Origin of the sequence: Sphingobacterium thalpophilum (genome assembly GCF_038396785.1) — a bacterium.
Lineage (GTDB): Bacteria > Bacteroidota > Bacteroidia > Sphingobacteriales > Sphingobacteriaceae > Sphingobacterium > Sphingobacterium thalpophilum_A.
In genome coordinates this window covers 4,210,502-4,233,833 of sequence record NZ_CP151087.1, presented here as the reverse complement: position 1 = coordinate 4,233,833, position 23,332 = coordinate 4,210,502, and the positions used below count along the sequence as shown (strand labels likewise).

The 23,332-nt window shown below is 40.8% G+C and carries 19 protein-coding genes and 4 tRNA genes; 14 read left to right on the top strand and 9 right to left on the bottom strand.

What is annotated here, in order from left to right; all coding sequences use genetic code 11:
* Positions 1-4: 4 nt before the first annotated feature.
* From AACH28_RS18640 to AACH28_RS18625, 4 genes are all read right to left on the bottom strand, one after another.
* Positions 5-77 (bottom strand) — tRNA-Met (locus AACH28_RS18640).
* Between the two features lie 55 nt (positions 78-132).
* Positions 133-205: transfer RNA gene (locus tag AACH28_RS18635), tRNA-Met, on the bottom strand.
* A 56-nt stretch (positions 206-261) separates the two neighbouring features.
* A tRNA-Met gene (locus AACH28_RS18630) sits at positions 262-334 on the bottom strand.
* A 55-nt stretch (positions 335-389) separates the two neighbouring features.
* Positions 390-462 (bottom strand) — tRNA-Met (locus AACH28_RS18625).
* Positions 463-577: 115 nt separating this feature from the next.
* Here AACH28_RS18625 and era point away from each other — a divergent pair.
* Positions 578-1,456 carry a GTPase Era gene (gene era, locus AACH28_RS18620; protein WP_070570335.1) on the top strand — a complete coding sequence of 293 codons (879 nt, stop codon included), beginning with the start codon at positions 578-580 and terminating at the stop codon, positions 1,454-1,456.
* Positions 1,457-1,529: 73 nt separating this feature from the next.
* Here era and uvrC read toward each other — a convergent pair whose 3' ends face one another.
* From uvrC to AACH28_RS18600, 4 genes are all read right to left on the bottom strand, one after another.
* On the bottom strand, positions 1,530-3,329 hold the full coding sequence (uvrC, locus tag AACH28_RS18615; RefSeq protein ID WP_341831210.1) for an excinuclease ABC subunit UvrC: 1,800 nt from the start codon (positions 3,327-3,329) through the stop codon (positions 1,530-1,532).
* 93 nt (positions 3,330-3,422) lie between these two features.
* Positions 3,423-5,693 carry a transglycosylase domain-containing protein gene (locus AACH28_RS18610; RefSeq protein ID WP_088163052.1) on the bottom strand — a complete coding sequence of 757 codons (2,271 nt, stop codon included), beginning with the start codon at positions 5,691-5,693 and terminating at the stop codon, positions 3,423-3,425.
* Positions 5,694-5,932: 239 nt separating this feature from the next.
* A complete protein-coding gene (gene ispF, locus AACH28_RS18605; protein WP_070570337.1) occupies positions 5,933-6,412 on the bottom strand; it encodes a 2-C-methyl-D-erythritol 2,4-cyclodiphosphate synthase in 480 nt (159 codons plus the stop codon).
* A 373-nt stretch (positions 6,413-6,785) separates the two neighbouring features.
* On the bottom strand, positions 6,786-7,604 hold the full coding sequence (locus AACH28_RS18600) for a glycogen/starch synthase (RefSeq protein ID WP_070570107.1): 819 nt from the start codon (positions 7,602-7,604) through the stop codon (positions 6,786-6,788).
* A 148-nt stretch (positions 7,605-7,752) separates the two neighbouring features.
* On the opposite strand from AACH28_RS18600, the gene panC reads away from it, so the two are divergent.
* From panC to AACH28_RS18545, 11 genes are all read left to right on the top strand, one after another.
* Positions 7,753-8,613: a pantoate--beta-alanine ligase gene (gene panC, locus AACH28_RS18595; RefSeq protein WP_341831209.1), complete on the top strand. Its 861-nt coding sequence runs from the start codon at positions 7,753-7,755 to the stop codon at positions 8,611-8,613.
* A gap of 44 nt (positions 8,614-8,657) precedes the next feature.
* Positions 8,658-9,008: an aspartate 1-decarboxylase gene (gene panD / locus AACH28_RS18590; RefSeq protein ID WP_070570112.1), complete on the top strand. Its 351-nt coding sequence runs from the start codon at positions 8,658-8,660 to the stop codon at positions 9,006-9,008.
* Positions 9,009-9,128: 120 nt separating this feature from the next.
* Positions 9,129-9,491 (top strand): hypothetical protein, encoded by a 363-nt coding sequence (locus AACH28_RS18585; protein ID WP_070570114.1) that lies wholly within the window; start codon positions 9,129-9,131, stop codon positions 9,489-9,491.
* 374 nt (positions 9,492-9,865) lie between these two features.
* Positions 9,866-12,202 (top strand): TonB-dependent receptor, encoded by a 2,337-nt coding sequence (locus AACH28_RS18580; RefSeq protein ID WP_341831208.1) that lies wholly within the window; start codon positions 9,866-9,868, stop codon positions 12,200-12,202.
* A 14-nt stretch (positions 12,203-12,216) separates the two neighbouring features.
* A complete protein-coding gene (locus tag AACH28_RS18575) occupies positions 12,217-12,684 on the top strand; it encodes a thioredoxin family protein (protein ID WP_341831207.1) in 468 nt (155 codons plus the stop codon).
* A gap of 75 nt (positions 12,685-12,759) precedes the next feature.
* Complete coding sequence (locus AACH28_RS18570; RefSeq protein ID WP_341831206.1) at positions 12,760-13,446, top strand: hypothetical protein; 687 nt, start codon at positions 12,760-12,762, stop codon at positions 13,444-13,446.
* Between the two features lie 218 nt (positions 13,447-13,664).
* Positions 13,665-14,258, top strand: coding sequence for an FKBP-type peptidyl-prolyl cis-trans isomerase (locus tag AACH28_RS18565; RefSeq protein WP_341831205.1), 594 nt, complete (start codon positions 13,665-13,667; stop codon positions 14,256-14,258).
* Positions 14,259-14,770: 512 nt separating this feature from the next.
* Positions 14,771-15,124, top strand: a complete 354-nt coding sequence (locus AACH28_RS18560; protein WP_286767917.1) for a transposase — start codon at positions 14,771-14,773, stop codon at positions 15,122-15,124.
* Positions 15,117-16,100: a transposase gene (locus AACH28_RS18555; protein ID WP_313262116.1), complete on the top strand. Its 984-nt coding sequence runs from the start codon at positions 15,117-15,119 to the stop codon at positions 16,098-16,100. The genes AACH28_RS18560 and AACH28_RS18555 overlap by 8 nt, the downstream gene beginning before the upstream one ends.
* A 518-nt stretch (positions 16,101-16,618) precedes the next feature.
* A complete protein-coding gene (locus tag AACH28_RS18550) occupies positions 16,619-18,262 on the top strand; it encodes an NAD+ synthase (RefSeq protein WP_341831204.1) in 1,644 nt (547 codons plus the stop codon).
* A gap of 284 nt (positions 18,263-18,546) precedes the next feature.
* Entirely contained in the window at positions 18,547-19,119 is a 573-nt protein-coding gene (locus tag AACH28_RS18545) for a DUF4136 domain-containing protein (RefSeq protein ID WP_336830794.1), read from the top strand.
* A 108-nt stretch (positions 19,120-19,227) separates the two neighbouring features.
* Here the strand turns inward: AACH28_RS18545 and AACH28_RS18540 are convergent, their stop codons facing one another.
* Positions 19,228-20,271: a GntR family transcriptional regulator gene (locus tag AACH28_RS18540; protein WP_312335457.1), complete on the bottom strand. Its 1,044-nt coding sequence runs from the start codon at positions 20,269-20,271 to the stop codon at positions 19,228-19,230.
* Between the two features lie 232 nt (positions 20,272-20,503).
* On the opposite strand from AACH28_RS18540, the gene rbsK reads away from it, so the two are divergent.
* Both rbsK and AACH28_RS18530 read left to right on the top strand, forming a co-directional pair.
* The gene (gene rbsK / locus AACH28_RS18535; RefSeq protein ID WP_286767724.1) at positions 20,504-21,415 is read left to right on the top strand and encodes a ribokinase; all 912 of its coding nucleotides are present in this window, start codon (positions 20,504-20,506) and stop codon (positions 21,413-21,415) included.
* A 35-nt stretch (positions 21,416-21,450) separates the two neighbouring features.
* A complete protein-coding gene (locus AACH28_RS18530) occupies positions 21,451-23,310 on the top strand; it encodes a beta-L-arabinofuranosidase domain-containing protein (protein ID WP_341831203.1) in 1,860 nt (619 codons plus the stop codon).
* The last annotated feature ends 22 nt before the right edge of the window (positions 23,311-23,332 follow it).

Sequence of the window (23,332 nt, the reverse complement as noted above, 5' to 3'; positions counted from 1 at the left end):
TTAGTAGCGGGGACCAGACTCGAACTAGTGACCTTCGGGTTATGAGCCCGACGAGCTACCAACTGCTCCACCCCGCAATGTATTTTAAATGTCTTGAAAAGAACCGATCATTGCAATCGGCTCTTTCTTTAGTAGCGGGGACCAGACTCGAACTAGTGACCTTCGGGTTATGAGCCCGACGAGCTACCAACTGCTCCACCCCGCAATGTATTTTAAATTTCTTAAAAAGAACCGATCATTGCAATCGGCTCTTTCTTTTAGTAGCGGGGACCAGACTCGAACTAGTGACCTTCGGGTTATGAGCCCGACGAGCTACCAACTGCTCCACCCCGCAATGTATTTTAAATGTCTTGAAAAGAACCGATCATTGCAATCGGCTCTTTCTTTAGTAGCGGGGACCAGACTCGAACTAGTGACCTTCGGGTTATGAGCCCGACGAGCTACCAACTGCTCCACCCCGCAATATATTTTTGAACAAAATTGCTTTTTTCTTTTGAAAAAACAAGATTATGATCCTTCCGAATTGGAGTACAAAGATATATTTTGTTTCTTTGTAATCCTAATAAAATTTAGAAAAATGTCACACAAAGCAGGATTCGTAAGTATCATCGGAAAGCCAAATGCTGGTAAGTCCACCCTAATGAACGCTTTAGTGGGTGAAAAAATGTCTATCATTACACCCAAAGCGCAAACGACAAGACACCGCATTATCGGTATTGTAAACGATGAAGACCATCAAATTGTGTTTTCGGACACCCCTGGTGTCATCAAACCAAACTATTCTTTGCAAGAATCAATGATGAATTTTGTCCAAGGATCGTTGATCGATGCAGACATTATTTTATTTGTGACAGATATCCACGAAAAATACGATGAGAACGATGTCCTGGAGAAATTGCGTAAAACAAATTCCCCTGTTGCCGTGCTTATCAACAAAATTGATAAATCTTCGGAAGAAGAGGTCAAGGCTAAGATTGAATTTTGGCAGGAAAAATTAAATCCAGATACCGTTTTTGCGATTTCAGCAAAATTAAATCATAATGTCGCCGCCGTGATGCACTACATCAAGGACAAGTTACCGATTCACGAAGCCTATTATGAGAAAGATGAGCTAACGGATAAATCCATGCGTTTCTTCGTCTCTGAGATGATCCGTGAAAAAGTATTCAAACTATACGATAAGGAAATCCCCTACAGTACAGAGGTAATCGTCACATCATACAAAGAAGAAGCAAATATCACACGTATTGCTGCCGAAATTATTGTAGAGCGCGACTCTCAAAAAAATATTATCATCGGAAAAGCAGGTGCCATGATCAAAAAAGTCGGTACCTATGCCCGCCAGGATATTGAAGAGTTTATCGATGGAAAAGTATTCCTCGAACTTTTTGTTAAGGTGATTCCTGACTGGAGAAGTAAAAAGAACTACCTTAAACGTTTTGGTTACGATGATTAATTCGCTTTGAAAAGTTCGTACGGAGACCTTTTTTACCGACCTCTACTGCACGAACTATTCTTCTTTTAAATTTTTACGTTGCAAAATATTCACGAAGTGCTTTAATCTGTTTCAGATTAAGCACTTTTTTTAGTTCTTCATCGGAGGCTTCCTTCACTTTTTTTACCGATTTAAACTCAGTTAACACTTTCTCAACCGTTGTTTTTCCAATACCCGGAACATTTTCCAGCTCTGAAACGAAGGTTTTGCGGCTCCGTTGATTTCTGTGGAAGGTGATTCCGAAACGGTGTGCTTCATCCCGGAGATGTTGAATGACCTTGAGGGTTTCAGACTTCTTATCCAGATAAAGTGGATATTGATCACCCGGATAGAATAGCTCCTCCAGTCTTTTGGCAATGCCGATGACCGTGACTTTCCGTTCTATCCCCAACAAGCGCAGACTCTTTAAGGCTGCGCCCAGCTGCCCTTTTCCCCCATCGATAATGATCAATTGCGGCAAAGGCTGATCTTCATCCAATAATCGCCTATAGCGTCTAAAAACAGCCTCCTCCATCGTGGCAAAATCATTGGGCCCCTCCACGGTTTTCACATTAAAATGGCGGTAATCTTTCTTCGAAGGTTTTGCATCCTTAAAGACAACAATAGCCGATACGGGATAATTCCCCTGAATATTCGAGTTATCGAAACATTCAATATGTTGCGGGAGCACATTCATGCGCAGATCTTTTTGCATCTGCTTTAAGATGCGCTCAGTCCGAATGTCAGGATTAAGCTTTTCATATTGCAACAGACGCTCTTTTCTAAAAAATGCCACGTTCTTTTGGGAAAGCTCCAGCAATTTTTTCTTTTCGCCCAGCTTCGGAATCGTAAATCGAATCCGTTCGTTCTCTTCAATATCTAATTCAAAGGGTACGATAATTTCCCGCGAAAGGCTTTTGAAGCGCTCCCGAATCTCCGGTATGGCCAAGGCCAAAAGCTCCTGTTCACTCTCATCCAAACGCCGTTTCATTTCGAGCGTCTGTGTCTGAATAATAACACCGTTCATGACTTTCAGGTAATTGACAAAAGCGTAGCCCTCGTCTGAAGCAATACTAAATACATCCACATTTGTAATGGATGAGTTGACCACCGTAGACTTGCTTTGGTAATTGTCCAGCTTATCCAGCTTCGCCTTAATTAACTGCGCTCTTTCAAAATCCAGAGCTGCTGCTGCGGCAGCAATACTCTCCTTTAAACGATTGGTCACCACAGCAATCTTTCCGTTCAGAATATCCTTGATATCACTCAGGTTCTGATCGTAGTCGTCTTCGGACTGATACCCTTCACAGGGCCCCTTGCAATTTCCGATTTGATATTCGAGACAGATCTTAAACTTGCCTTTCCGTATATTTTCCTGTGTTAGGGCCAAATTGCAGGTACGGAGGGGAAACAATTCACGGATCAGATCCAATACAATATGCATCATCCCCACCGAAGGATAGGGGCCATAATAACGGGATCCATCCTTGATATATTGTCGGGTCCAAAAAACCCGCGGAAAAGGTTCGTTCTTGATGACAATCCATGGATAGGTTTTATCATCCTTCAACAGAACATTATACTTGGGCTTGTGTTTTTTGATCAATGAATTCTCAAGCAACCAAGCATCAATCTCCGTGTCAACTATAGTAAAAGCTATACGGTTGATCTTCCGAACCAAAACACGGGTTTTGCCATTCAGCTGATTTTCATTAACGAAATAAGAACCGACCCGGTTACGCAAATCCTTCGCTTTACCGATATAGATCAGTTCGTTATTTTTATCAAAATACTGATAGACTCCCGGTCGATGCGGTATCTTCTTTAATTCTTCTCTATAGTCAAATACGTCCATTATGTTCCAATATCAAACACCTTCAGCAAAAAAGCCAGACAACAAATCTCGAAAAAATTTATTGTCTGGCCCAATGGTATTCCTTAAAATAACTTAGAAACCTAAGCGATCATCTTTTAGTTTAGTCGCATCTTTGCCACTTGAATCCGTAGACCCATCTTCGACATCGGAGCCACCACCGCCCCAATACTGATTACAGTCAATGACACGGGTAAGCCCTCCCTGCGGTTGCTCAAAATCACCTTTGGTATACTTCAAATTTGAATCTTTATACACTTTCTGCATGTAGTAGGCGAATACTGGCATCGCTGCTGCGGCCCCTTGTCCGTACTCCATCCTATCGAAACTAATGCCTCGATCTTCTGCACCAGTCCAAACCCCCGTAACCAGTTCCGGTGTAATACCAATAAACCAGGCATCTGAGTTATCGTTGGTTGTACCTGTTTTACCGCCAATTGGATTTGTGAGCTTATACATCCATTGAATACGTCTCGCCGTACCCTGGGATACCACCTTTTTCAACATATCAACAATAATATAAGCGGATTCACTATTTAGGGCTTTTACGACCTTTGGTGCTTTATCATAGATCGGTGTACCATTTTTATCTTCAATACGTAAGATCGCAGTTGGCTCAATCCAGGTTCCTTGATTCACAAATGCCGAATAAGCACCCACCATATCAAAGACCGACGCTTCATAAGCACCTAATGAGATCGAAGGATAATTAGGCACATCACTTGTTATACCCATCCGTTTAGTCAATGCGGCCACTTCTGCAGCACCAACTTCGTGTACCAAATAGGCCGTCGCATAGTTTTGCGAATAAGCCAATGCCTTCGCTAAAGTAATCGGGTTCCCACCTTGTGCATTTCCTCTTGGCGTCCACCCATTATAGGTTTGTTGGTAATTGGGAATACTGTAACATGGTGAATAACCGTTGTCAATCGCCACCGCGTACGTAAATGGTTTAGCCGTTGATCCGACCTGACGCGTACCCATTTTTACCTGATCATATTTGAAGTGGTCAAAATCAATACCACCAACCCAAGCTTTGATGTGTCCGGTCTTCGGCTCCATAGACATCATCGCATTGCGCAACATGAGTTTATTGTACTTAATGGAATCCATTGGCGTCATCATCGTATCAACACTTCCCTTCCATGTAAATATATTCATCGGAACCTTGACATTGAAGGCCTTTTTGATCTCGTCTTCATTCAAGCCCTCTTCTTTCAAAATACGGTAACGGTCAGAGCGCTTCATTCCGCTAACGAGCAGCTTGGCTTTATCCCCTTTAAAAGGATCCCTATTTTTCCATTGCGCGGCAAATTTAGACTGCAGTTGCTTCATCCACTCTTTTTGCGAATCCTCGGCATATTGCTGCATAGACATATTGATCGTCGTATAGATTTTCAATCCATCACGATCGAGGTCATAAGGTGTGCCATCCGGTTTGGTGATGGACAATTTTGCAAATTCCTTTTTGATTTCATCCTTTAATACCGCTCTAAAATAGGGCGCCAAACCCTCACCGTAATTTGCAATCTTAAGTTCTAAACCAAGTGGTTTTTCTTTTGCTTTTGTAGCCTCCTCAGCCGAAATAAAATTTGCGGCAACCATATTATTCAACACCGTATTACGGCGTTTCATTGCATTTTGAGGATAACGTACAGGAGAATATACGCCAGGTCCTTTCAGCATCCCCACCAAAAGGGCTGCTTGATCAGCTGTCAATTTATCCGGAGTCGTATTAAAATAAGTCCGCGCTGCAGATTTGATTCCGTATGTATTGTAAGCACCAAAGTCTACCGTGTTAAAATACATGGTAATAATCTCATCTTTGGTATAATTTCTTTCCAAGCGAACAGCTGTAATCCATTCCTGAAATTTCTGGATGACACGCTTTAGAAAATTCTTTTGCCGTCCATCCGAAAATAGATTAAGTGCCAGCTGCTGTGTAATTGTACTTCCCCCCTGTTTGTTACCGGTCAAGGTGTGAAAGATAACTGTAAATGTACGTGAGTAGTCTATCCCAGAGTGATCATAAAAGCGTTTATCCTCTGTCGAAACCAATGCTTTGACCAAATAAGGTGACAATTCACTATACTTTACATTGGAGCGGTTTTGGACATAATAGGTTCCCAATACCTTATGATCTTCCGTGATAACTTCGGAAGCTAAATTACTTTTGGGGTTTTCCAAATCACTGAAGGAGGGTAATTTTCCAAATACGCCAAGACGTATACTCAATATAAAAAGGAAACCTATCGCGACGATCCCGACGATAATTTTCCAAAAATTGAACGTATACCGCTTGACATCAGCCTCAGTAAGTTGATTTTTTTTTGATACTCGTTTCATCTATTTACTAAATTTCAGACGTAAATATTATTCATTTTAAAGACCGCAATGCATAGTCCATTTTTCCATCTGCAGTCGTGTTTTGCAAACTTGGATACGGCATTTTTCGATCTTTAAAGACTTAAATTAAGACATTAATGCTCACTCTATCAGATAGTGTGCCAAGAATCCCTACTTTGGCAAAGGTATTACTAATTGGGCCAAAAGCAAGAATTTAAACGTGAAAATATTGAGGCGAACTACGCGCGTTCAATCAAACAAACCGCATAGGCAACCACCCCTTCCTGACGACCGATAAATCCCATCGTTTCATTTGTTGTTGCTTTAATAGAGATGTCGTCGATATCCAAACCCGTTGCTTCAGCCAGTTTAACTTTCATTTGTGGAATATAGGGTTTGATCTTAGGAGCTTCGAGACACAGCATCGCATCAATATTGCCAAGCGTATATCCCTTCGCAGCAATCAGCGCCATACATTCTTTTAACAACAATAAGCTACTAATGCCTTTCCAGCGCATATCTGTATTTGGAAAGTGGTAGCCAATATCTTCTAAATTGGCAGCGCCCAAAATGGCATCACATATCGCATGGACCAACACATCGGCATCAGAATGCCCAAAGGCTCCAGCATGATGCTCCAATTGCACTCCACCAACAATAAATGGATGACCTTCTTTCATCTGATGGACATCAAATCCAAATCCTACCTTAATTTTCATTACACGATTATAGCTATGGTGTCTGTTCATATCCTAGAAAACATGCCCAAACACCCGATTTAAATACAATAAAATACAGCCTATGTATGCTATTTGATAACCTAGCCTATTAGGTCTAGATCAAACCCGATTCATCTTCGCGGAGATCCCCGGGCATGAACATCTAAACACAATGACAGATTACTGCGAAGATAACAATTCGCAGCTACATTTACCGCGACAAAAGGTTTCTAGCAGGTAGCGCAACGAAAATCATTGAAATAACGGTTTGACCGGATGAAAAAAGAGACGCATAAAAAAAGGCTATCCTTGAGAATAGCCTTTTTTTATATTATTGTCTGTTTGTTTTTCGAAACGCTTCGAAAAGTAAAGCTTACGCTTCTACTTCTTCGGGCGCAAACTGATCATACACTTCTCCAAAAGCATCGTAGTCCTGATCGCCATTAGGCTCAAAAACCTGAATATCTTTTGAGCGAGCAAAATCAACGATTTCAGTGTTGACATTTTCGTCAGCGACAACCACCATATCGGTAAAATGCAAAGCACCTTTGTAGATAGCCTCATAACTACCATCACCGTAAACCTGCGCATCCGCAGCTTTAAAGGAACCTTCTGGCGCCATTTCAGCATACTTCGTACCTAATGTACCTTTAAATTCTTCATTGAACAAAGAGTACATCACTTTTGCATCCTTGAATGTAGGATCGTCTTTATAAGTTGTCTTCACGTAAGCCGGTACCAAAGCAGAGAACCATCCATGACAGTGTACTACATCAGGGGACCATCCTAATTTCTTCACAGTTTCCAACGCTCCTTTACAGAAGAACACCGAACGCTCATTATTGTCTGCAAAGAATTCGCCATGCTCATCACTAAAAACTTTTTTACGCTGAAAGTAGTCTTCATTATCCAAGAAATACACCTGCATACGGGCCGCAGGTAATGAAGCAACTTTAATAATTAGCGGATTATCATTATTATCCACAACAATGTTCAAGCCTGAAAGACGAATAACCTCATGTAATCTATTTCTACGCTCATTGATATTCCCAAAACGCGGCATTAAGATCCGGATCTCAAAACCCTTTTCTTGCATCGCTTGTGGAAGTTGACGTGTAATTTCAGAAATTTTAGTTAATTCGAGGAAAGGCGACATCTCGTGAGTAATAAACAATATCTTCGTTTTTGCCATCTCCAGTTATTTTTATTTATTATTTTCGAACAGTAAAATCGGTCTACAAAGGTACGAAAAAAATACTTACTATGCAATTCACTATTAATCATCGTTTTATATTCCCAAAATATTATGCACCTTTGCCAACAAAAAACTAAATAGCAAAGTGGAAATTTTCAAAACGAAAGCATCTCTCCAAGCATACCTGCAAGAAGCCCGATCAACAGGTCAAAAAATCGCCCTAATCCCTACGATGGGCGCTTTACATGAAGGACATTTATCCTTATTAAATTATGCAAAACCAATCAGCGATATTCGTGTTTGCAGCATTTTTGTTAACCCCACACAATTTAACGATCCGAAAGATCTCGAAAAATATCCACGGCCCATCGAAAACGACATCAGATTATTGGAATCCGTCGATTGCGATATCCTTTTCTTACCAAGCGTTGATGAGATGTACCCCGATAAAAATGAGGCCTGGCATCTCGATCTTGGCAAACTGGACCAAATTTGGGAAGGCGAAAAACGCCCTGGCCATTTCCAAGGTGTCACCCAGGTCGTCTATAAATTATTTACATTAGTACAACCGGATATTGCGTGTTTCGGACAAAAAGATTTTCAACAGGTCATGGTTATCAAACGCATGATAGCCATGAAGGATCTCGCGATTCAATTGGCGATATGTCCTATCATTAGAGATCAAGACGGCCTAGCACTGAGCTCTAGAAACGCGCGCTTAAGTGAAGCTGGGAAAAGAACGGCTTTGGCACTCTCCCGCTCCCTGCAATATGTAAAAGATCATATACATGACCCTATCCCGCTAGCGGAAATAAAAGACAAAGCCCTACAGATTTTAACAGACACCGACGGGCTTAGCGTTGAATACTTTGCGCTATGTGAAAGTTCAACGTTAAAAGAAGTCAACCACATCGATTTCAGCAAGCAGCATGTCGCACTTGTCACGGCCTGGGTTGAAGGTGTCCGTTTGATTGATAATATGATTCTGAATAATTTGTCAAATTAATTGACAAATCTTTCAAATTCAGCAGAAAGCCCTACCTTTGCGCCATGGTAATAGAAGTAATGAAATCCAAGATTCACCGCGTTAAAGTCACACAAGCGGAATTGAATTATGTGGGTAGTATCACAATAGATGAAGATTTGATGGATGCCGCAAATATCATCGCTAACGAGAAAGTTCAAATCGTAAACAACAATAATGGAGCCCGTCTTGAAACATATGTCATCCCAGGTCAACGTGGATCAGGTATTATCTGTTTGAATGGTGCTGCGGCTCGCCTGGTTCAAGTTGGCGATATCGTCATCATTATTTCCTACGCGAACATGGATTTTGAAGAAGCTAAGCAGTTTAAACCTTCCGTTGTATTTCCAGACGACAACAATCATCTAATTAAATAATCAGGAAACACTGGAAGCTTAGTATATAGCTATTTCATATTTTTTTAATGAGTAGATCACGAATACTCACAAAATAAAATCGTATTTTTGAAGCGTTACCCTAATAAGTAGCGCTTTTTTATGTACCGAAAAACAACGAAATCCCCACGTCAGCTTATCGCATTATGCCAATTGGTATTAATGTCGCTGATTATTATTTCGGGTGTTGTTTTTATGCACAAGGAGGTAAAATCAACCGGTGAAATTGTCATGCACACCCACCCTTATGATTTTACAAAAAAACAAAAGCCGCAAGAAACAGATGACCAGATCGAATACCTCAATGTCATCTATCACAATACCTACGTACAAACCGAATTTACCGTCCTTGAACTTCCTATTCCGCGTGAAGTAAAAGAAGAGCATTATAATTCATTTTGTCCGGAGGCGATCACCACAACGATCGATCATTACCACTTACGTGGTCCCCCCAGCTTAGCATAAACCAAAAATCAAAGATTTCGAGGGCCTGTCCCTGGTTCCATAACGATCAAACGAACTTGGTGCAAACAAGTAAGAGATTACGTATGTGCTAAATCGCTTGGCTCCAGAACGACAGCATGAAATACCGCTATCGAGATATCATCTTTGATCCCATTTTTATTTGCCTCTACTTTGAGAGTTGTCCCTGTTACAATAGCGAACTTTCGCTGAATACTGTTACTATGGTTTCAGTGAGCTCATTGGCATACATTACCTTGTCGGAAACAAGCTATTATCCTGCTTTCGATAAGACGTAATGCCTTGAACGCCGTTCATAACGAGGAACAGACCATGCTATACGAGGCCTGTATTTTTAAAATTTTCATAAAATTACGATGCTAAAGCAATACACTTTATTGGCCACATTACTGGCTGGTACATCCACTATATACGCCCAGTCAAAACTTGAAGGCTACTTATTCAACAAAAACCATGAGGCGGTTCCTTCTGGTACACTGACTTTAAAAAACAGCAAGCTCGCCACTACATCCGATCCAAATGGGTACTTTAAGCTATCCGCCATACCAACGCAAAAAGTAACCTTAAATATATCGGCAGTGGGCTATCGCTCCATCAGCAAAGTCGTCTCTTTAGACACGTTGAAGTCGCCTTTGCAAATTCAACTGGAAGAAGACAACCTCAATTTGGATGAGGTTGTTGTTTCGGCTACACGCTATGGCGTCAAACGTAAGGACGCCCCCGTGGTTGTCAATGTCATCGGGCCTAAATTATTTAATGCGACACAATCTGTTGCCATGTCGGAAACATTGAATTATCAGCCGGGTGTACGGGTAGAAAACAATTGCCAGAATTGCGGCTTTTCACAAGTCCGCCTGAATGGCCTCGAAGGCCCCTATTCACAGATATTGATCAACAGTAGGGCGGTATTTTCCGCGCTAAATAGCGTATATGGATTGGATCAGATTCCAACCAGTATGATCGATCGTATTGAGGTTGTTCGAAGCGGAGGTTCGGCATTATTTGGTGCCAATGCGATCGCTGGAACAATCAATATTATTACAAAAGATCCCGTAGAAAACGACTGGCAAGTAAAATCCACCAATTCACTCATTGGCGGCAAAAGCTGGGATAATACTGTAGATTTTAATACCTCCACCGTTTCGGAAGACCTCAAAAGAGGAGCTACATTCTACGGTATGCACCGTAATCGTGAAGCTTACGATGCAAATGGCGATGGATTTTCGGAAATAACCAAACTTCGTAACACCACCTTCGGCACAAAACTATTTTACAAACCGAGTGACCTGGATAAGATAACGGTTGATTTTAGCACCGTGAATGAGTTTCGCCGCGGCGGCGATCAACTCGATAAAGTGCCGCATCTGACGCAAATCACCGAACAATTGGAAACCAGTTCGCTTGTTGGCGGAATCACATATGATCACTATTCCACAGATTATAAGCAAAAAATGTCGTTGTATGGTTCTGTGCAGAAAACTGTTCGCGACAGCTACTATGGCGGTCTTGGGGGCGGAACAACCCTTGCAGACAGCACATTAGCCGCAAATGCTTATGGCAAAACAAATGATATTGCGCTAGTCGCCGGAGGACAATATACCTACAACTTTGAAAGAGATGTATTTACTGCCGGAGTGGAGTTTTCATACAACAATACCCAGGATGAAATACCGGGGTATAAACGAATCATTGATCAGCAGAATAAAGGACTAGGCAGTTATGCCCAATACGAATGGAAGCCTTTAAGCAATTTTAAAACGTTAATCGGAGCGCGATACGATTACACCTATGTTGACGGTAAATATAGTCTCGCAGGTATAAACCGAAACTCAGATCAGCGCTTCGGCACCTTTAGCCCACGGTTGACCATCTTATACGATATCACAAAAGACCTTCAATTTAGAGGCGGTTATGCACGGGGCTTCCGTGCCCCCCAGGCATTTAATGAGGACATGCACGTCACTTCCATTGGCGGAAACCAAGTATTTGTATTGATCGGTGAAAATCTGAAAACAGAATACTCCAATGCCTATACAGGTTCTTTTAGCTACAATAAAAATTTTGGAAATGTACAAACAAGTTTGCTCGTGGAGGGATTTTACACGGACCTAAACAATCAGTTTGTCAACGTCATGGCGTCCGAAAAAGATGGATTGATTATCCAGGAAATGCAAAATGGTGAAGGAGCCAGGGTATACGGTTCCAATATTGAAATCAATATCGCGCCATCCTCCTGGTTTTCTTTTCAAACCGGGGGGACGATCCAGCGCTCACGCTATAAGAAAGACCAGCTCATCTATGAGGGAAAAGAAGATGGACAGGATATCCTCACCAAGAAATATGTCCGTACGCCAAATATCTATGGTTATATGAATAGCAACCTGAAAGCGACCAAGCAATTTGCAATCGATCTGACAGGGGTATACACGGGAAAGATGATTGTTCCACACATCCAAAATGATGTAATGACCCTTAAAAATGCCCGGGACTTTGTGGAGCTGAACCTCCGCTTAGGGTATACCTTTCCAATACATAAAGATTTCAGCATTGAGATTTTTGGTGGTGTACAAAACATGTTCAATGCTTTCCAAAAAGATTTTGACAAGGGAGCGCTCCGCGATTCAGACTATATCTATGGTCCAACACGCCCGCGAACTTATACATTTGGCCTTCGTGTTGGTCATTTTCATTAACATGGATTTGGGATATGAAGCATTTCCAAAAAATATATGTGCTATTGATCCTATTCTTTTATCCGCTCTGTTCTCAAGGACAGGAGCGGATAAATTGGATTGATTTTGCACAACTCGATTCACTCCTGACTGTTTCACCGCGCGAAACGCTCCTCTTTATTCATACGGATTGGTGCAGTTATTGCCGGAAAATGGAAAAGGAAATCTTTACAAAAAAGCAGATTGTCCAATTAATAAACAAGCGTTACTACGCTGTTCATTTAGATGCAGAATCTATCCAAGACATTGCTTTTGACCAAAGTATGTGGAGGCCCTTAAGCAAAAGAAAGAAAACAGGACAATACCATCCTTTAGCTTTGCAATTGATACAAGGAAGAAAAATGATCTTCCCAACTCTCCTACGTTTTGATCGTGAATTTCGTCTAAAAAGTATACAACAAAAATACCTGAATTCAAAGGAGTTAGCTGTTTTTTTAGAATAATTTAACATTTACTTGTAGCGAATTCCATCATTCCTGCGTTTTGGATTTTATAATTAATACACACTTTAAGAAATTATGAAAAATATCACGAAATTATTAATGGCGTTTTTGTGTCTGGGGGTTCTTTTTACGGCTTGTAATAAAGATAATTTTGATTGGGATGCTTATTACAAACAACAAGAGGAAGCCATAAAAAAAGAAAAGGCAAGACAGGACTCGCTATACAAAATTCAAGCTCCAATTTTGGAAGCTTACGCAAGGCAAAAATGGGGTAACGATGCTATGCGTTCAGACTCTTCGCTTTCAAAAGGAATGTGGTACAAAATTGAATATGCCAAAGAGACCGCTACACCGTATACCTATGGTATCACGTTAACAAATAGTGGTGCTGCGATTACACCATTTGCTGCAACATTTAACTTTAAAGGAGAGCTCATGGACGGAACTGTTTTCGACAAAAGCGCTACAGGAACGCCGGCAAATTACACCAATATCTACAATGCATTCAGTATCTATAATGTTGCATGGATGAGAGCATTTACGCCTCCTACTATTAAACAAGATGGAAGAGATTACTATCCACACGGTTTACTTCCAAAAGGATTACAAAAGGGAGATAAAATAACTTTTATTGCCCCTTCATATTATACGTTTGATCAAACTGAATATACCAAAGGCAGTGAGAAGGTGACAGTACCTAAAAATACACCTGTCGTATATACGATTGAATTGTTGACTATTGGAGCTGCTACTTCCAACTAAGAAACATAAACAATGCATTCATCAAAGCCATTTTCCTCGTGAGAATGGCTTTTTTGTAAGCAACCACCGCCGTAGTCCACGATCAGAAGTGTAAATTACTGTATCAAAATGTTAATTCTTACAGTGAAAACTTCTAACGAAGAAAAAATAATATACATTTGCAAAGCTACTTTTATAAAGAAAATAGCTTTTCCTTGAAAAACCAATAAAAAAATACAATGAAAAAACTGTTATCACCACTATTCATGGGAATTGCAGCAATCTCTTTCCTTATTGTAAGCTGTAACAAAAGTGACGATGCACCTGTTTATGATGCGAATGCACAATTTAAAACGGATTCTGTAACACTTAAAAATTACGTTAGCCAAAATTATCCTGCTGCACAATACAATAGCGAAACAGGAATTTGGTATGAAATTCTTGCCGAAGGAACCGGAAATTATGAATATAAAGTGGTTGACACATTAAATGGTAAATACTTAAAATTTAAACCGACTGTAAAATATGTTGGAAAGTTATTGAGTGGAAGTGTATTTGATAAAACTGATACGGCCAAAGAATTTGAAATCATCACAAACACGGGGTATCAATATCCATTTTATAGCACCATTATTCCTGCTTGGACCTTCACATTTGCACCACAAAAAATCGGTGACATGAAATTGGGCGGCTTAACCGAAAAAGGTCTACAAAAAGGCAGTAAAATTCACATCATGGCACCTTCCCTTTATGGATACCAAAACCAGGCTGTCGGAACTATTCCGGCAAACTCACCATTGGATTTTGTGATTGAAGTTACAGATATCAAATAATTATCGCCCCTTCTGAAGCAATAAAGCATAAAAGCTCCTAAAATGATCTCATTTTAGGAGCTTTTTAGTTCAATGAGGTTTTCAACAATTAATGTGTTTATTGTACGATAGTTTTATATGCTAGCAAAATTATCCAAAACTTAAAAGTAAGATAGATCTTAAAACTGATATATTTTCATATCAACCTATACCTAATAACAATTTTCAATCGCTTTTTAAACAGTGATCAGTCATTGATCATTCAGTCTACACTGAGCAATCACTGAACAAGCACTGTCAAAAGAGTTAATTTGATCACTATCTGATCCTAATTTGCCGCTAAAAAATAAAAGAGAAAAAAAGTAGAAGCTATACTTACGTAACAAAAAGATCGCTGTTGTGCGACAATAGTATGATCGATAAACAATACCTTAAATTAATTAAACAAAGAAGGAAATTGAAACGGATCAAGCTGAATTCTTGGGGGGAATGTCAAAAATTTCTTAGTTTAGCATCCTTAATACAGATATCCCTTGCAAGAAGCCGAACGTAAATTACTGTCCCTATTGATGCCCGAAGGGCTATTGGAATACTTTCAGATTTTAGAAGTCGATCAGGTTGACAATCAGCTCCACATTTATTTAGATGAGCTTAATATTGCTCCGACAGGCTATCAGAACAGCAAGTTGGAGTCAAAGGGCTTCATGCCTTCCACTGAGATTTCAGACTTTCCCATTCGAGGCCAGAAAGTTACGCTACATATCCGCCGTCGTCGCTGGACGGTCCTGGATACCGGAGAGATCATCACAAGAGATTGGAATCTGGTGCGTGAGGGTGCTCGAATGACTACGGAATTCGGGCTTTTTTTAAAGAAGATATTTGGATAATCATCCTGTAAGCGCCCAATTGGTAGGTCTGTTCTTCCAAATGGACGGTAAGCAACTACAGGATCAATACAAGAACCATCTCAGTGACTTCCAGGACTGGGACCAAAAGCCACACGCAGAGCAATGGACCCTTTTTCCTGATAACATATCGGAACACCTGAGCATCGATGAGACCAGCTTTAGCAACGGTGAACTTTACACGATCGTAAGCAGTAAATCAGCAAAGGGCAGGAAGGGAACCATATTGGCTACCATAAGAGGGACAAAGGCGGAAGATATTATTGCTGTATTAGAGCGCATTCCACTTAAACTAAGGAACAAAGTTAGGGAAGTAACGATGGATATGGCCCCCAATATGGCAAAGGCTATCCGTAGGTGTTTCAGAAATGCCAGAAGGGTTATCGATCGGTTTCATGTACAAAAACTTGCTTATGATGCTGTTCAGGAACTCCGTATCAAATACCGATGGGAAGTCTTAGATGCAGAAAGCAAAAAAATAATGGAATCGCGAAAACGGGGTATCCCATATGACCCCGAGTTGTTGCCTAATGGTGATACGCTCAAACAGCTATTAGCTAGGTCGAGACACCTCCTGTTCAAGCATCCAAGTCGATGGTCGGAAAGCCAAAAACGCCGTGCAGAACTGCTGTTCATCAGGTTTCCCAAGCTAAAACAGGCTTATGATCTTGGAGTTGCCTTAGGTGACATCTTCAATAAATGCAGGGATAAAAAAGTTGCTTTCACAAAGTTAGGACTGTGGCACAACCAGGTTGAGAACGCGGGTATTGCTTCATTCGAGAGTGTCGCAAGATCCATTGCAGCACATCATCAATACATTCTCCACTACTTCGACAATAGAAGCACCAATGCATCCGCAAAGTCCTTCAATGCAAAACTCAAAGCTTTCAGGAGCGTCTTCCGTGGAGTAAGGGATACAACATTCTTCCTGTACAGAGTGATGAAATTGTATGCTTAAAAATGATTACCCCCCAAACTTTCGGTATGATCCATTGAAACACGACTTGAAACAGGTGTCTAGAAAAAATAAAAGCTCGAAGTGGGGAACTCCGAGCTTTACCTAACCAATTATTAACCTAAATTATGAAAAGTTCTTTATATATTATTTTTAAATATCTTTCGTTTCTTTTGATATATCAAAGGTACTACAGATCTGCTTTCATGTCAAGAAATTTAACAGCATTTAACGTTGTTAAAATTACGTTAAAACAATTTAGCACATTCAATACCGTCCCGCGTTGTAAAAAACATACATCTACAACGATAGCAGCTCAACAGATAGACTCAACATGGACTCACTGTGCATTCATTCCACTTACAGGCCATAGCTGGTAATACAATGTCCTTCAATTGATCGGAAGATAATTTAGCGCTTTTATTCGACTAAGGGCGGTCTGAGTATCAAAAAAAAGAAATAAATTTGTGAGAAGATCCAACATCAATTGGTATCTTATTTAGTTAGACGATTAATAGCATATGAAAATAGCTTTAGCACAATTGAATTACCATATCGGTAATTTTGAAGCAAATACTAAAAAAATAATTAGCGCGATCCAACAGGCCAAAGAAGCAACAGCCGATCTTATTATTTTTGCCGAACTTGCAATTGGTGGTTATCCTGCCAAGGATCTTTTGCGAAGTAAGGCCTTTAAACGTCAATGCGATGAAGCTATTCATCAAATCGCTGCTCATTGTCAGGATATCGCCTGTATCATCGGAGCACCCGTCAAAAACAGTGATCCTGAGGGCAAAGAGCTTTATAATACCGCTGTATTTATTGAGCATGGGGCAGTCCGAAACATTGTTAAAAAAGGCCTTTTGCCCGATTACGATGTATTTGATGAATATCGTTATTTTGAACCCAGCAGACGTTTTGATTGTATCGAGTTGAACGGCGTAAAAATCGCCTTAACCATATGTGAAGATTTGTGGGATGATGACGAAGGGGGCAATTCTTACGTTGGAGACCCCATGGCAGAGTTGAGAAAAGAAAATCCAGACCTCCTCATCAACATTGCGGCATCCCCTTTTTCCTATACCCATTTTGATGAACGGATCAAGGTCCTCAGCCAACAGGTAACAAAGTCTGGCAGACCGCTAATTTATGTCAATCAAATTGGCGCTCACATGGATATTATCTTTGACGGCCGTTCAATCGCCCTGAATAATGAAGGAACAAAAATTGCTGAACTAAAAAGCTTTGAAGAAGATCTTCAATTTGTCACCTATCATCAACAAAATATAACCTCCACCACAGCTTCTTCGAAAGAGTCTATAACTGAGCTGGCTCTTATACATGATGCATTGATCCTTGGCCTACGTGATTATTTTCAAAAATCTGGTTTCAAAAAGGCGGTTTTAGGTCTGTCCGGCGGGCTAGATTCGGCCTTAGTTGCCGCTTTGGCCTGCGAGGCTCTGGGTGCCGATAATGTATTAGCCATACTGATGCCATCGGTCTACTCTTCCGACCATTCGATAAAAGATGCAATGGATCTCGTCAACAATACCGGTTGCAAACATTATATCGTTCCGATCAAAGATATTGCCAATGCCTTCGAACATAGTTTAGCTCCTCTTTTTGAAGGGCTGCAGCCAGATACGACTGAAGAGAATATTCAAGCGCGCGCACGTGCGGTAATTCTGATGGCCGCTTCCAATAAATTCGGCAATATTTTACTCAATACATCCAACAAAAGTGAGGCTGCTGTAGGATATGGTACACTCTATGGTGATATGGCAGGTTCCATCTCTGTAATCGGTGATGTTTACAAATCCAAAGCCTACGATTTAGCGCGCTATATCAATCGAGAAAGGGAGATCATTCCAGTCAATACCATTGAAAAAGCACCCTCTGCGGAACTTCGACCCGATCAAAAAGATTCGGACTCGCTACCCGAATACGATCTATTGGATCAAATCCTCTTTGAACTTATCGAAAATGAGAAAGCGGGATCTGAGGTTGTAGCAATGGGCTTTGAAAAATCGTTAGTAGAAAGGGTATGTAAATTGGTTAATAATGCGGAATTCAAACGTTTTCAAGCTCCGCCTATCCTGCGTGTTAGTCCAAAAGCTTTTGGTCCAGGAAGACAGATTCCGTTGGTGGCAAAATATCCCTATTAATTTTACAATTCGGATTAAACCATATTTATAGTTTTTTGTCTAAAGTAATAGATTGTAAAACCAAAAAGGACAGTAGCATCCCGGACGGTAAAAAAACAATTGCCATAAAGACCGTCAACTGTACTATTTTTACAATTGAAAGGTATGCGGATAAAGAATAAAAACAAATTAGTTAAATAAATATAAGTTCCATATAGGCCATGAACCATCATGAGTGTGGTTGTCCAATACGGCGACAAAATACTCATGGTAGATTCATCACAGTTGATAAATAAATTACTACGATGAAAAAGATTCTATTATTTTTGGTGCTTTGCGTTGCACTCGCATCATGTTCGTCTTATCAATACAATACCACTCGGGTAGAAAAGATGGATTTTACTCCTTTCAAGACCTATGCTTGGTTACCTCCGGTAGACTCGCTTTCGAAGTCTTATTTTGACAACGATATCGCCAAAGCCAATATCTTGGATGCCGCGAATACGGCGTTGGAGGCAAAGGGCCTACAATATTCTAAAGATAATCCTGATTTACTATTTCGGTATATTACCATTGTCAACAATAAAAGCCGTTTGGTCTATGGTGGTGGCGGTTATTACGGCTGGGGTGGTCCATGGGGCTGGTACCGTCCATGGTTTTCACCTTATTACTATGGCGGCGGCTATTACCCAGTTGCAAAAGAACGCTATCGTTACGGCCATTTGATTATCGAAGCCATCGATCGTAAAACAAACGCAGTGATTTGGCAGGCTCGTGGCTCTGGCGATGTTGATAACCCAGAAAAAGCAATTAATAACATCAGCAAGGTTGCAAAAGGTGTTATTGACCTGTTTCCTATAAAAACGATAAAGAAATAAGAATAAACGAGCTGCTTCTTTAATATTACACTATAATACATAAAGGGCTAGATCATATCTGTCAAAAAAAGCACGCTAATCGTCTTGATTAGCCTGCTTTTTTTTGACCTATACGGAGGGCCTAAGCTTTAAATAGAATGGGACTTCAACCCGATCCTTGGATTTACTTCGGATCAATTCGGCAGCCAATCGTCCCATCATTTCAAAATCGGTCGATATCGTCGTAATACCATTCAATATAAATTTTTTTAATGGTGTTTCATTATAGGATATAACCCCAACATCCATCCCAATGACCAATTTTTTCTGTATAATCTTATTCAGTAACTTGACGAGGTCATCTTCAATAATGTTGATGTAGCAAGTCTCTTTTACAACCTTTTCACGATGAAGATCGGCAACCAATTCGTGATCAAATGCATATTGCTGACAGAATTTATAAAATCCTTTAATAATAGCTTTCGGAAAATCGCTATGATCTGGAAAGACCAATTTGAGCATCTGATATTTACTTAATGACTCGTTAGCCTCTTCCAGGGCACTATAGATATCCTGCTCATAATTTTCATAAACAGCAGGAAATTCGCCCGGTACATCCTCAATAAAACGACCCAATAACATGAGTTTTTCTGCCGGAATTTTTCGGATGATATCCGGAGCTTTATCCCGTCCTTCTTTGAAATGCGGAAATAGCACGTAATGATCATACGTCTTGGTCAAACTTCCAAGCAACGTATTCAGATAAGAAAGATCCGAGTTGTATACAAATAAATCCAAATTGGCATAATCACCCAACTCACGCGCAAAGGAGTCATAGACAATTTTTTTATGTGTGCTGAGCTTATTTAAAAAGAGGGCGATCTTTACCTTGGACTGCACATCTATTTTATTGATATAATAACCTTTCCCCGGATTAGATGCGATAATTTCCTGCTGTTTTAGATAACGGTATGCTTTCTCCACCGTATCGCGTGAAATATCAAGATAACCGCTCAGCTCGTTAATCGAAGGCAACATATCATCTTTCGATAAAATTTCATTTTTAACGGCATCAACAATTGTATTGGCTAACTGCAGATACTTGGGCGTAGCAGAAAAGTCACTTATTTCAAGTATTTTTAAAAATTGAGCTATTGCATTGGTCATATTCATAGCTTGAACATCTACATGATAAATACGCTAAAAACTTTATAAGTTACACTGGTCTTATTTCCTCTCGGAGAATATATACTAAGATACTTTATATAAATCAAAAAATAGGAATGATGTTGCTTTAACTATCCTGCCCTTACCTGTACGAAAAAAATAGCCGTTATAATTAACTGAAATACGAAATCTGTACTTTTGGTTATCAATTCAGTAACAGCGTATAAACCTAATTATTATGAGCAGCGCAACTATTGTCGTTTTAGGCAGTTCAAATACGGATATGGTGGTCAAGGCAGCACATCTTCCTGCACCCGGAGAAACTATTTTAGGTGGTCAATTTTTTATGGTCCCCGGTGGCAAAGGAGCCAATCAGGCGGTTGCTGCGGCGCGGTCCCGTAGTGCAGTCGCCTTTATCGCTAAAGTTGGTACAGATATCTTCGGCCAGCAGGCTATTGCGCATTTCCAGCAAGAAGGCATTCAGGTTGACACCATCTTCCGGGACGAAGAAAATCCTTCGGGCATAGCCCTTATCTCCGTGGATGCGAAAGGGGAGAATTGTATTCTCGTCGCACCGGGAGCCAATGCAACACTTACAACCAAGGAACTTCAATCGGTTAAGCATAAGATCATTTCCGGCAAAGTATTACTTATGCAGCTTGAAATTCCACTAGAAACCATCGAACAGGCCATTGACATTGCCGTGCAGCATGATACCAAAATTATACTCAACACGGCCCCAGCACAGGCCCTGCCAGACAAAATACTCCAACAAGTTGATATCCTCGTGCTTAATACAGCTGAAGCACAATTTTATACCGGCATGACGATTGAAAACTGGGAAGAGGCCGCCCTAGCGGCAGACTATTTATATCAAAAATGCCCGGGTATAATCATTGTTACCCTAGGCGCTAAAGGTTCACTGCTCAAGGAAAAGGATGACTATATTCAGATTCCGGCGGAAGAAGTCAAGGCAGTGGACAGTACCGCCGCAGGCGATACGTTCTGTGGCGTCCTTGCCGCCTGTATTGCCAAGGACATGCCGATCGTCGATGCGGTCAAACTGGCTTCCAAAGCTGCAGCAATCTCTGTTACCCGTATGGGAGCACAGACGTCCATTCCTTTTTGGCAAGAATACAACATTTTATAACCTGAAATTCAATTATTAACCTTATTTACATAATCATGTCTCTTCGTCTTATTTTAACAGCTACAGTATTGCTGCTGTTTACCTCGATTCAGCATTCTAAAGCACAGCTGATTACCGCAGCAGCAAACCCAAAAGTCGACTATGTCGTGCCCTCTCGCTATGACCTTGAACTTCCTCAAATAGATCGGATCAGTGGCTATTTGGGTAATCGTTATCAGCTTAATCTCGAAAAAAGACTGCTTCAGGTTGATGAAGAAGGTTTATTAGCTGGTTTTGAAAACCGTCCCGGAAAACAACGATGGATCGGTGAGCATATTGGAAAATATCTTGAGGCAGCAGCAAATACCTGGATTGTCACCAAAGATCCGCGACTGAAACAACAGATGGACCGCATGTTTCATCGCCTGCTCGAAACACAGGATACAGATGGATATCTGGGCACTTACCTGGCTGAAAACCGTTGGACCTCCTGGGATGTCTGGGTGCATAAATATGATCTCTTTGGATTGCTTGCTTACTATGGCGCCGTTGGAGATACCAAGGCATTGAAAGCAGCTGTACAAATTGGCGACCTCCTTTGCAGCACTTTCGGCGATACCCCCGGAAAAAAAAATATTCTGAAATCAGGATCGCATGTCGGCATGGCCGCAACTTCCGTCATTGACCCGATGCTAGATCTATACCGATGGACTGGCGACAAAAAATATCTTGAATTTTGCCGTTACATCATTCGCGCATATGACTTTGAAGGTGGTCCAGCTATTGTTAACTCCATTTTAAAGCATAAACGCGTCGATAAAGTAGCTAATGCCAAAGCCTATGAGATGCTTTCAAATATCGTCGGACTGGTCAAGATGTACCGTCTGACTGGGGATAGTCAATTACTTCAGGTCATCAATTACACCTTCGATGATATCAGCGCCAACAGATTATTTGCAACAGGTACATCCAGTGATCATGAGCGATTTCAGGACAACCATTACCTCCTGGCCGACACCTCGGCCCACATGGGGGAAGGCTGTGTCACCACGACTTGGCTTCAATTCAATACACAGCTTTTTTCAATTACTGGCGATCTAAAATATTATAATGAAATTGAAAAAACGATCTACAACCACCTACTCGGTGCCGAAAATCCGCAGACTGGCTGTGTAAGTTACTATACGCCTCTTATTGGCGAAAAACCCTACCGCTGTAATATCACCTGCTGCCTGAGCAGCGTTCCACGAGGAATAGCACTTATCCCCTACTTGAATTTTGGTATGCTCAACAATATCCCGACATTATTGCTATATGAACCGGCACAGATCAAAGAGAATATCAAGACTTCATCCCAAAAGACCATACCGTTGGAACTTACCCTTACAAGTGAATTTCCAAGAAAGGGAACCGCGACTGTACAAGTTCATATTCCAGGCTCAGCACAATTTCCACTTCAATTGCGCGTTCCGGAATGGGCTAAAAACTATACAGCAACAGTCAATGGCAAAAGCTATGAATCTGGTCCCGATCAATTGCTAAAAATCGAGCGCCAATGGAAAGACAAGGATAAAATCGTCGTTTCTTTTGATATAGAAACAGAAATTATCAATGGTGGGAAAACTTATCCCAATAGCTTTACATTAAAAAGGGGACCGCAGATCTTTGCCCTGGATCAATCACTGAATCCGCAGCTCCAGCTGGATAAAACAAAATTTGTTTATCCGCTTCAAGACAATATCAAACTGACCGATGCACAGGACAAGTTACCGAAAGGCTGGGTTGGAACATTAGCTTACGCCACCGAGATCAAAACCGCAGACAATGGGCAGCAATCGCTGGTATTTGTACCTTATGCCGATGCCAGTCAAACTGGAGGTTTTTCGACGCTCTGGGTTCCTGCTATAAGTCGATAATAGTACCCTTTCTCAAATATTA

Bases quoted from the DNA above. Each gene is read 5' to 3' on its own strand.
- AACH28_RS18610 (WP_088163052.1), bottom strand. From the start codon at position 5,693: ATGAAACGAGTATCAAAAAAAAATCAACTTACTGAGGCTGATGTCAAG.
- AACH28_RS18565 (WP_341831205.1), top strand. From the start codon at position 13,665: ATGAAAAAACTGTTATCACCACTATTCATGGGAATTGCAGCAATCTCT.
- uvrC (WP_341831210.1), bottom strand. From the start codon at position 3,329: ATGGACGTATTTGACTATAGAGAAGAATTAAAGAAGATACCGCATCGA.
- era (WP_070570335.1), top strand. From the start codon at position 578: ATGTCACACAAAGCAGGATTCGTAAGTATCATCGGAAAGCCAAATGCT.
- ispF (WP_070570337.1), bottom strand. From the start codon at position 6,412: ATGAAAATTAAGGTAGGATTTGGATTTGATGTCCATCAGATGAAAGAA.
- AACH28_RS18530 (WP_341831203.1), top strand. From the start codon at position 21,451: ATGTCTCTTCGTCTTATTTTAACAGCTACAGTATTGCTGCTGTTTACC.
- AACH28_RS18570 (WP_341831206.1), top strand. From the start codon at position 12,760: ATGAAAAATATCACGAAATTATTAATGGCGTTTTTGTGTCTGGGGGTT.
- rbsK (WP_286767724.1), top strand. From the start codon at position 20,504: ATGAGCAGCGCAACTATTGTCGTTTTAGGCAGTTCAAATACGGATATG.
- AACH28_RS18580 (WP_341831208.1), top strand. From the start codon at position 9,866: ATGCTAAAGCAATACACTTTATTGGCCACATTACTGGCTGGTACATCC.
- AACH28_RS18575 (WP_341831207.1), top strand. From the start codon at position 12,217: ATGAAGCATTTCCAAAAAATATATGTGCTATTGATCCTATTCTTTTAT.
- AACH28_RS18550 (WP_341831204.1), top strand. From the start codon at position 16,619: ATGAAAATAGCTTTAGCACAATTGAATTACCATATCGGTAATTTTGAA.
- AACH28_RS18585 (WP_070570114.1), top strand. From the start codon at position 9,129: ATGTACCGAAAAACAACGAAATCCCCACGTCAGCTTATCGCATTATGC.
- AACH28_RS18540 (WP_312335457.1), bottom strand. From the start codon at position 20,271: ATGAATATGACCAATGCAATAGCTCAATTTTTAAAAATACTTGAAATA.
- panD (WP_070570112.1), top strand. From the start codon at position 8,658: ATGGTAATAGAAGTAATGAAATCCAAGATTCACCGCGTTAAAGTCACA.
- AACH28_RS18600 (WP_070570107.1), bottom strand. From the start codon at position 7,604: ATGGCAAAAACGAAGATATTGTTTATTACTCACGAGATGTCGCCTTTC.
- AACH28_RS18545 (WP_336830794.1), top strand. From the start codon at position 18,547: ATGAAAAAGATTCTATTATTTTTGGTGCTTTGCGTTGCACTCGCATCA.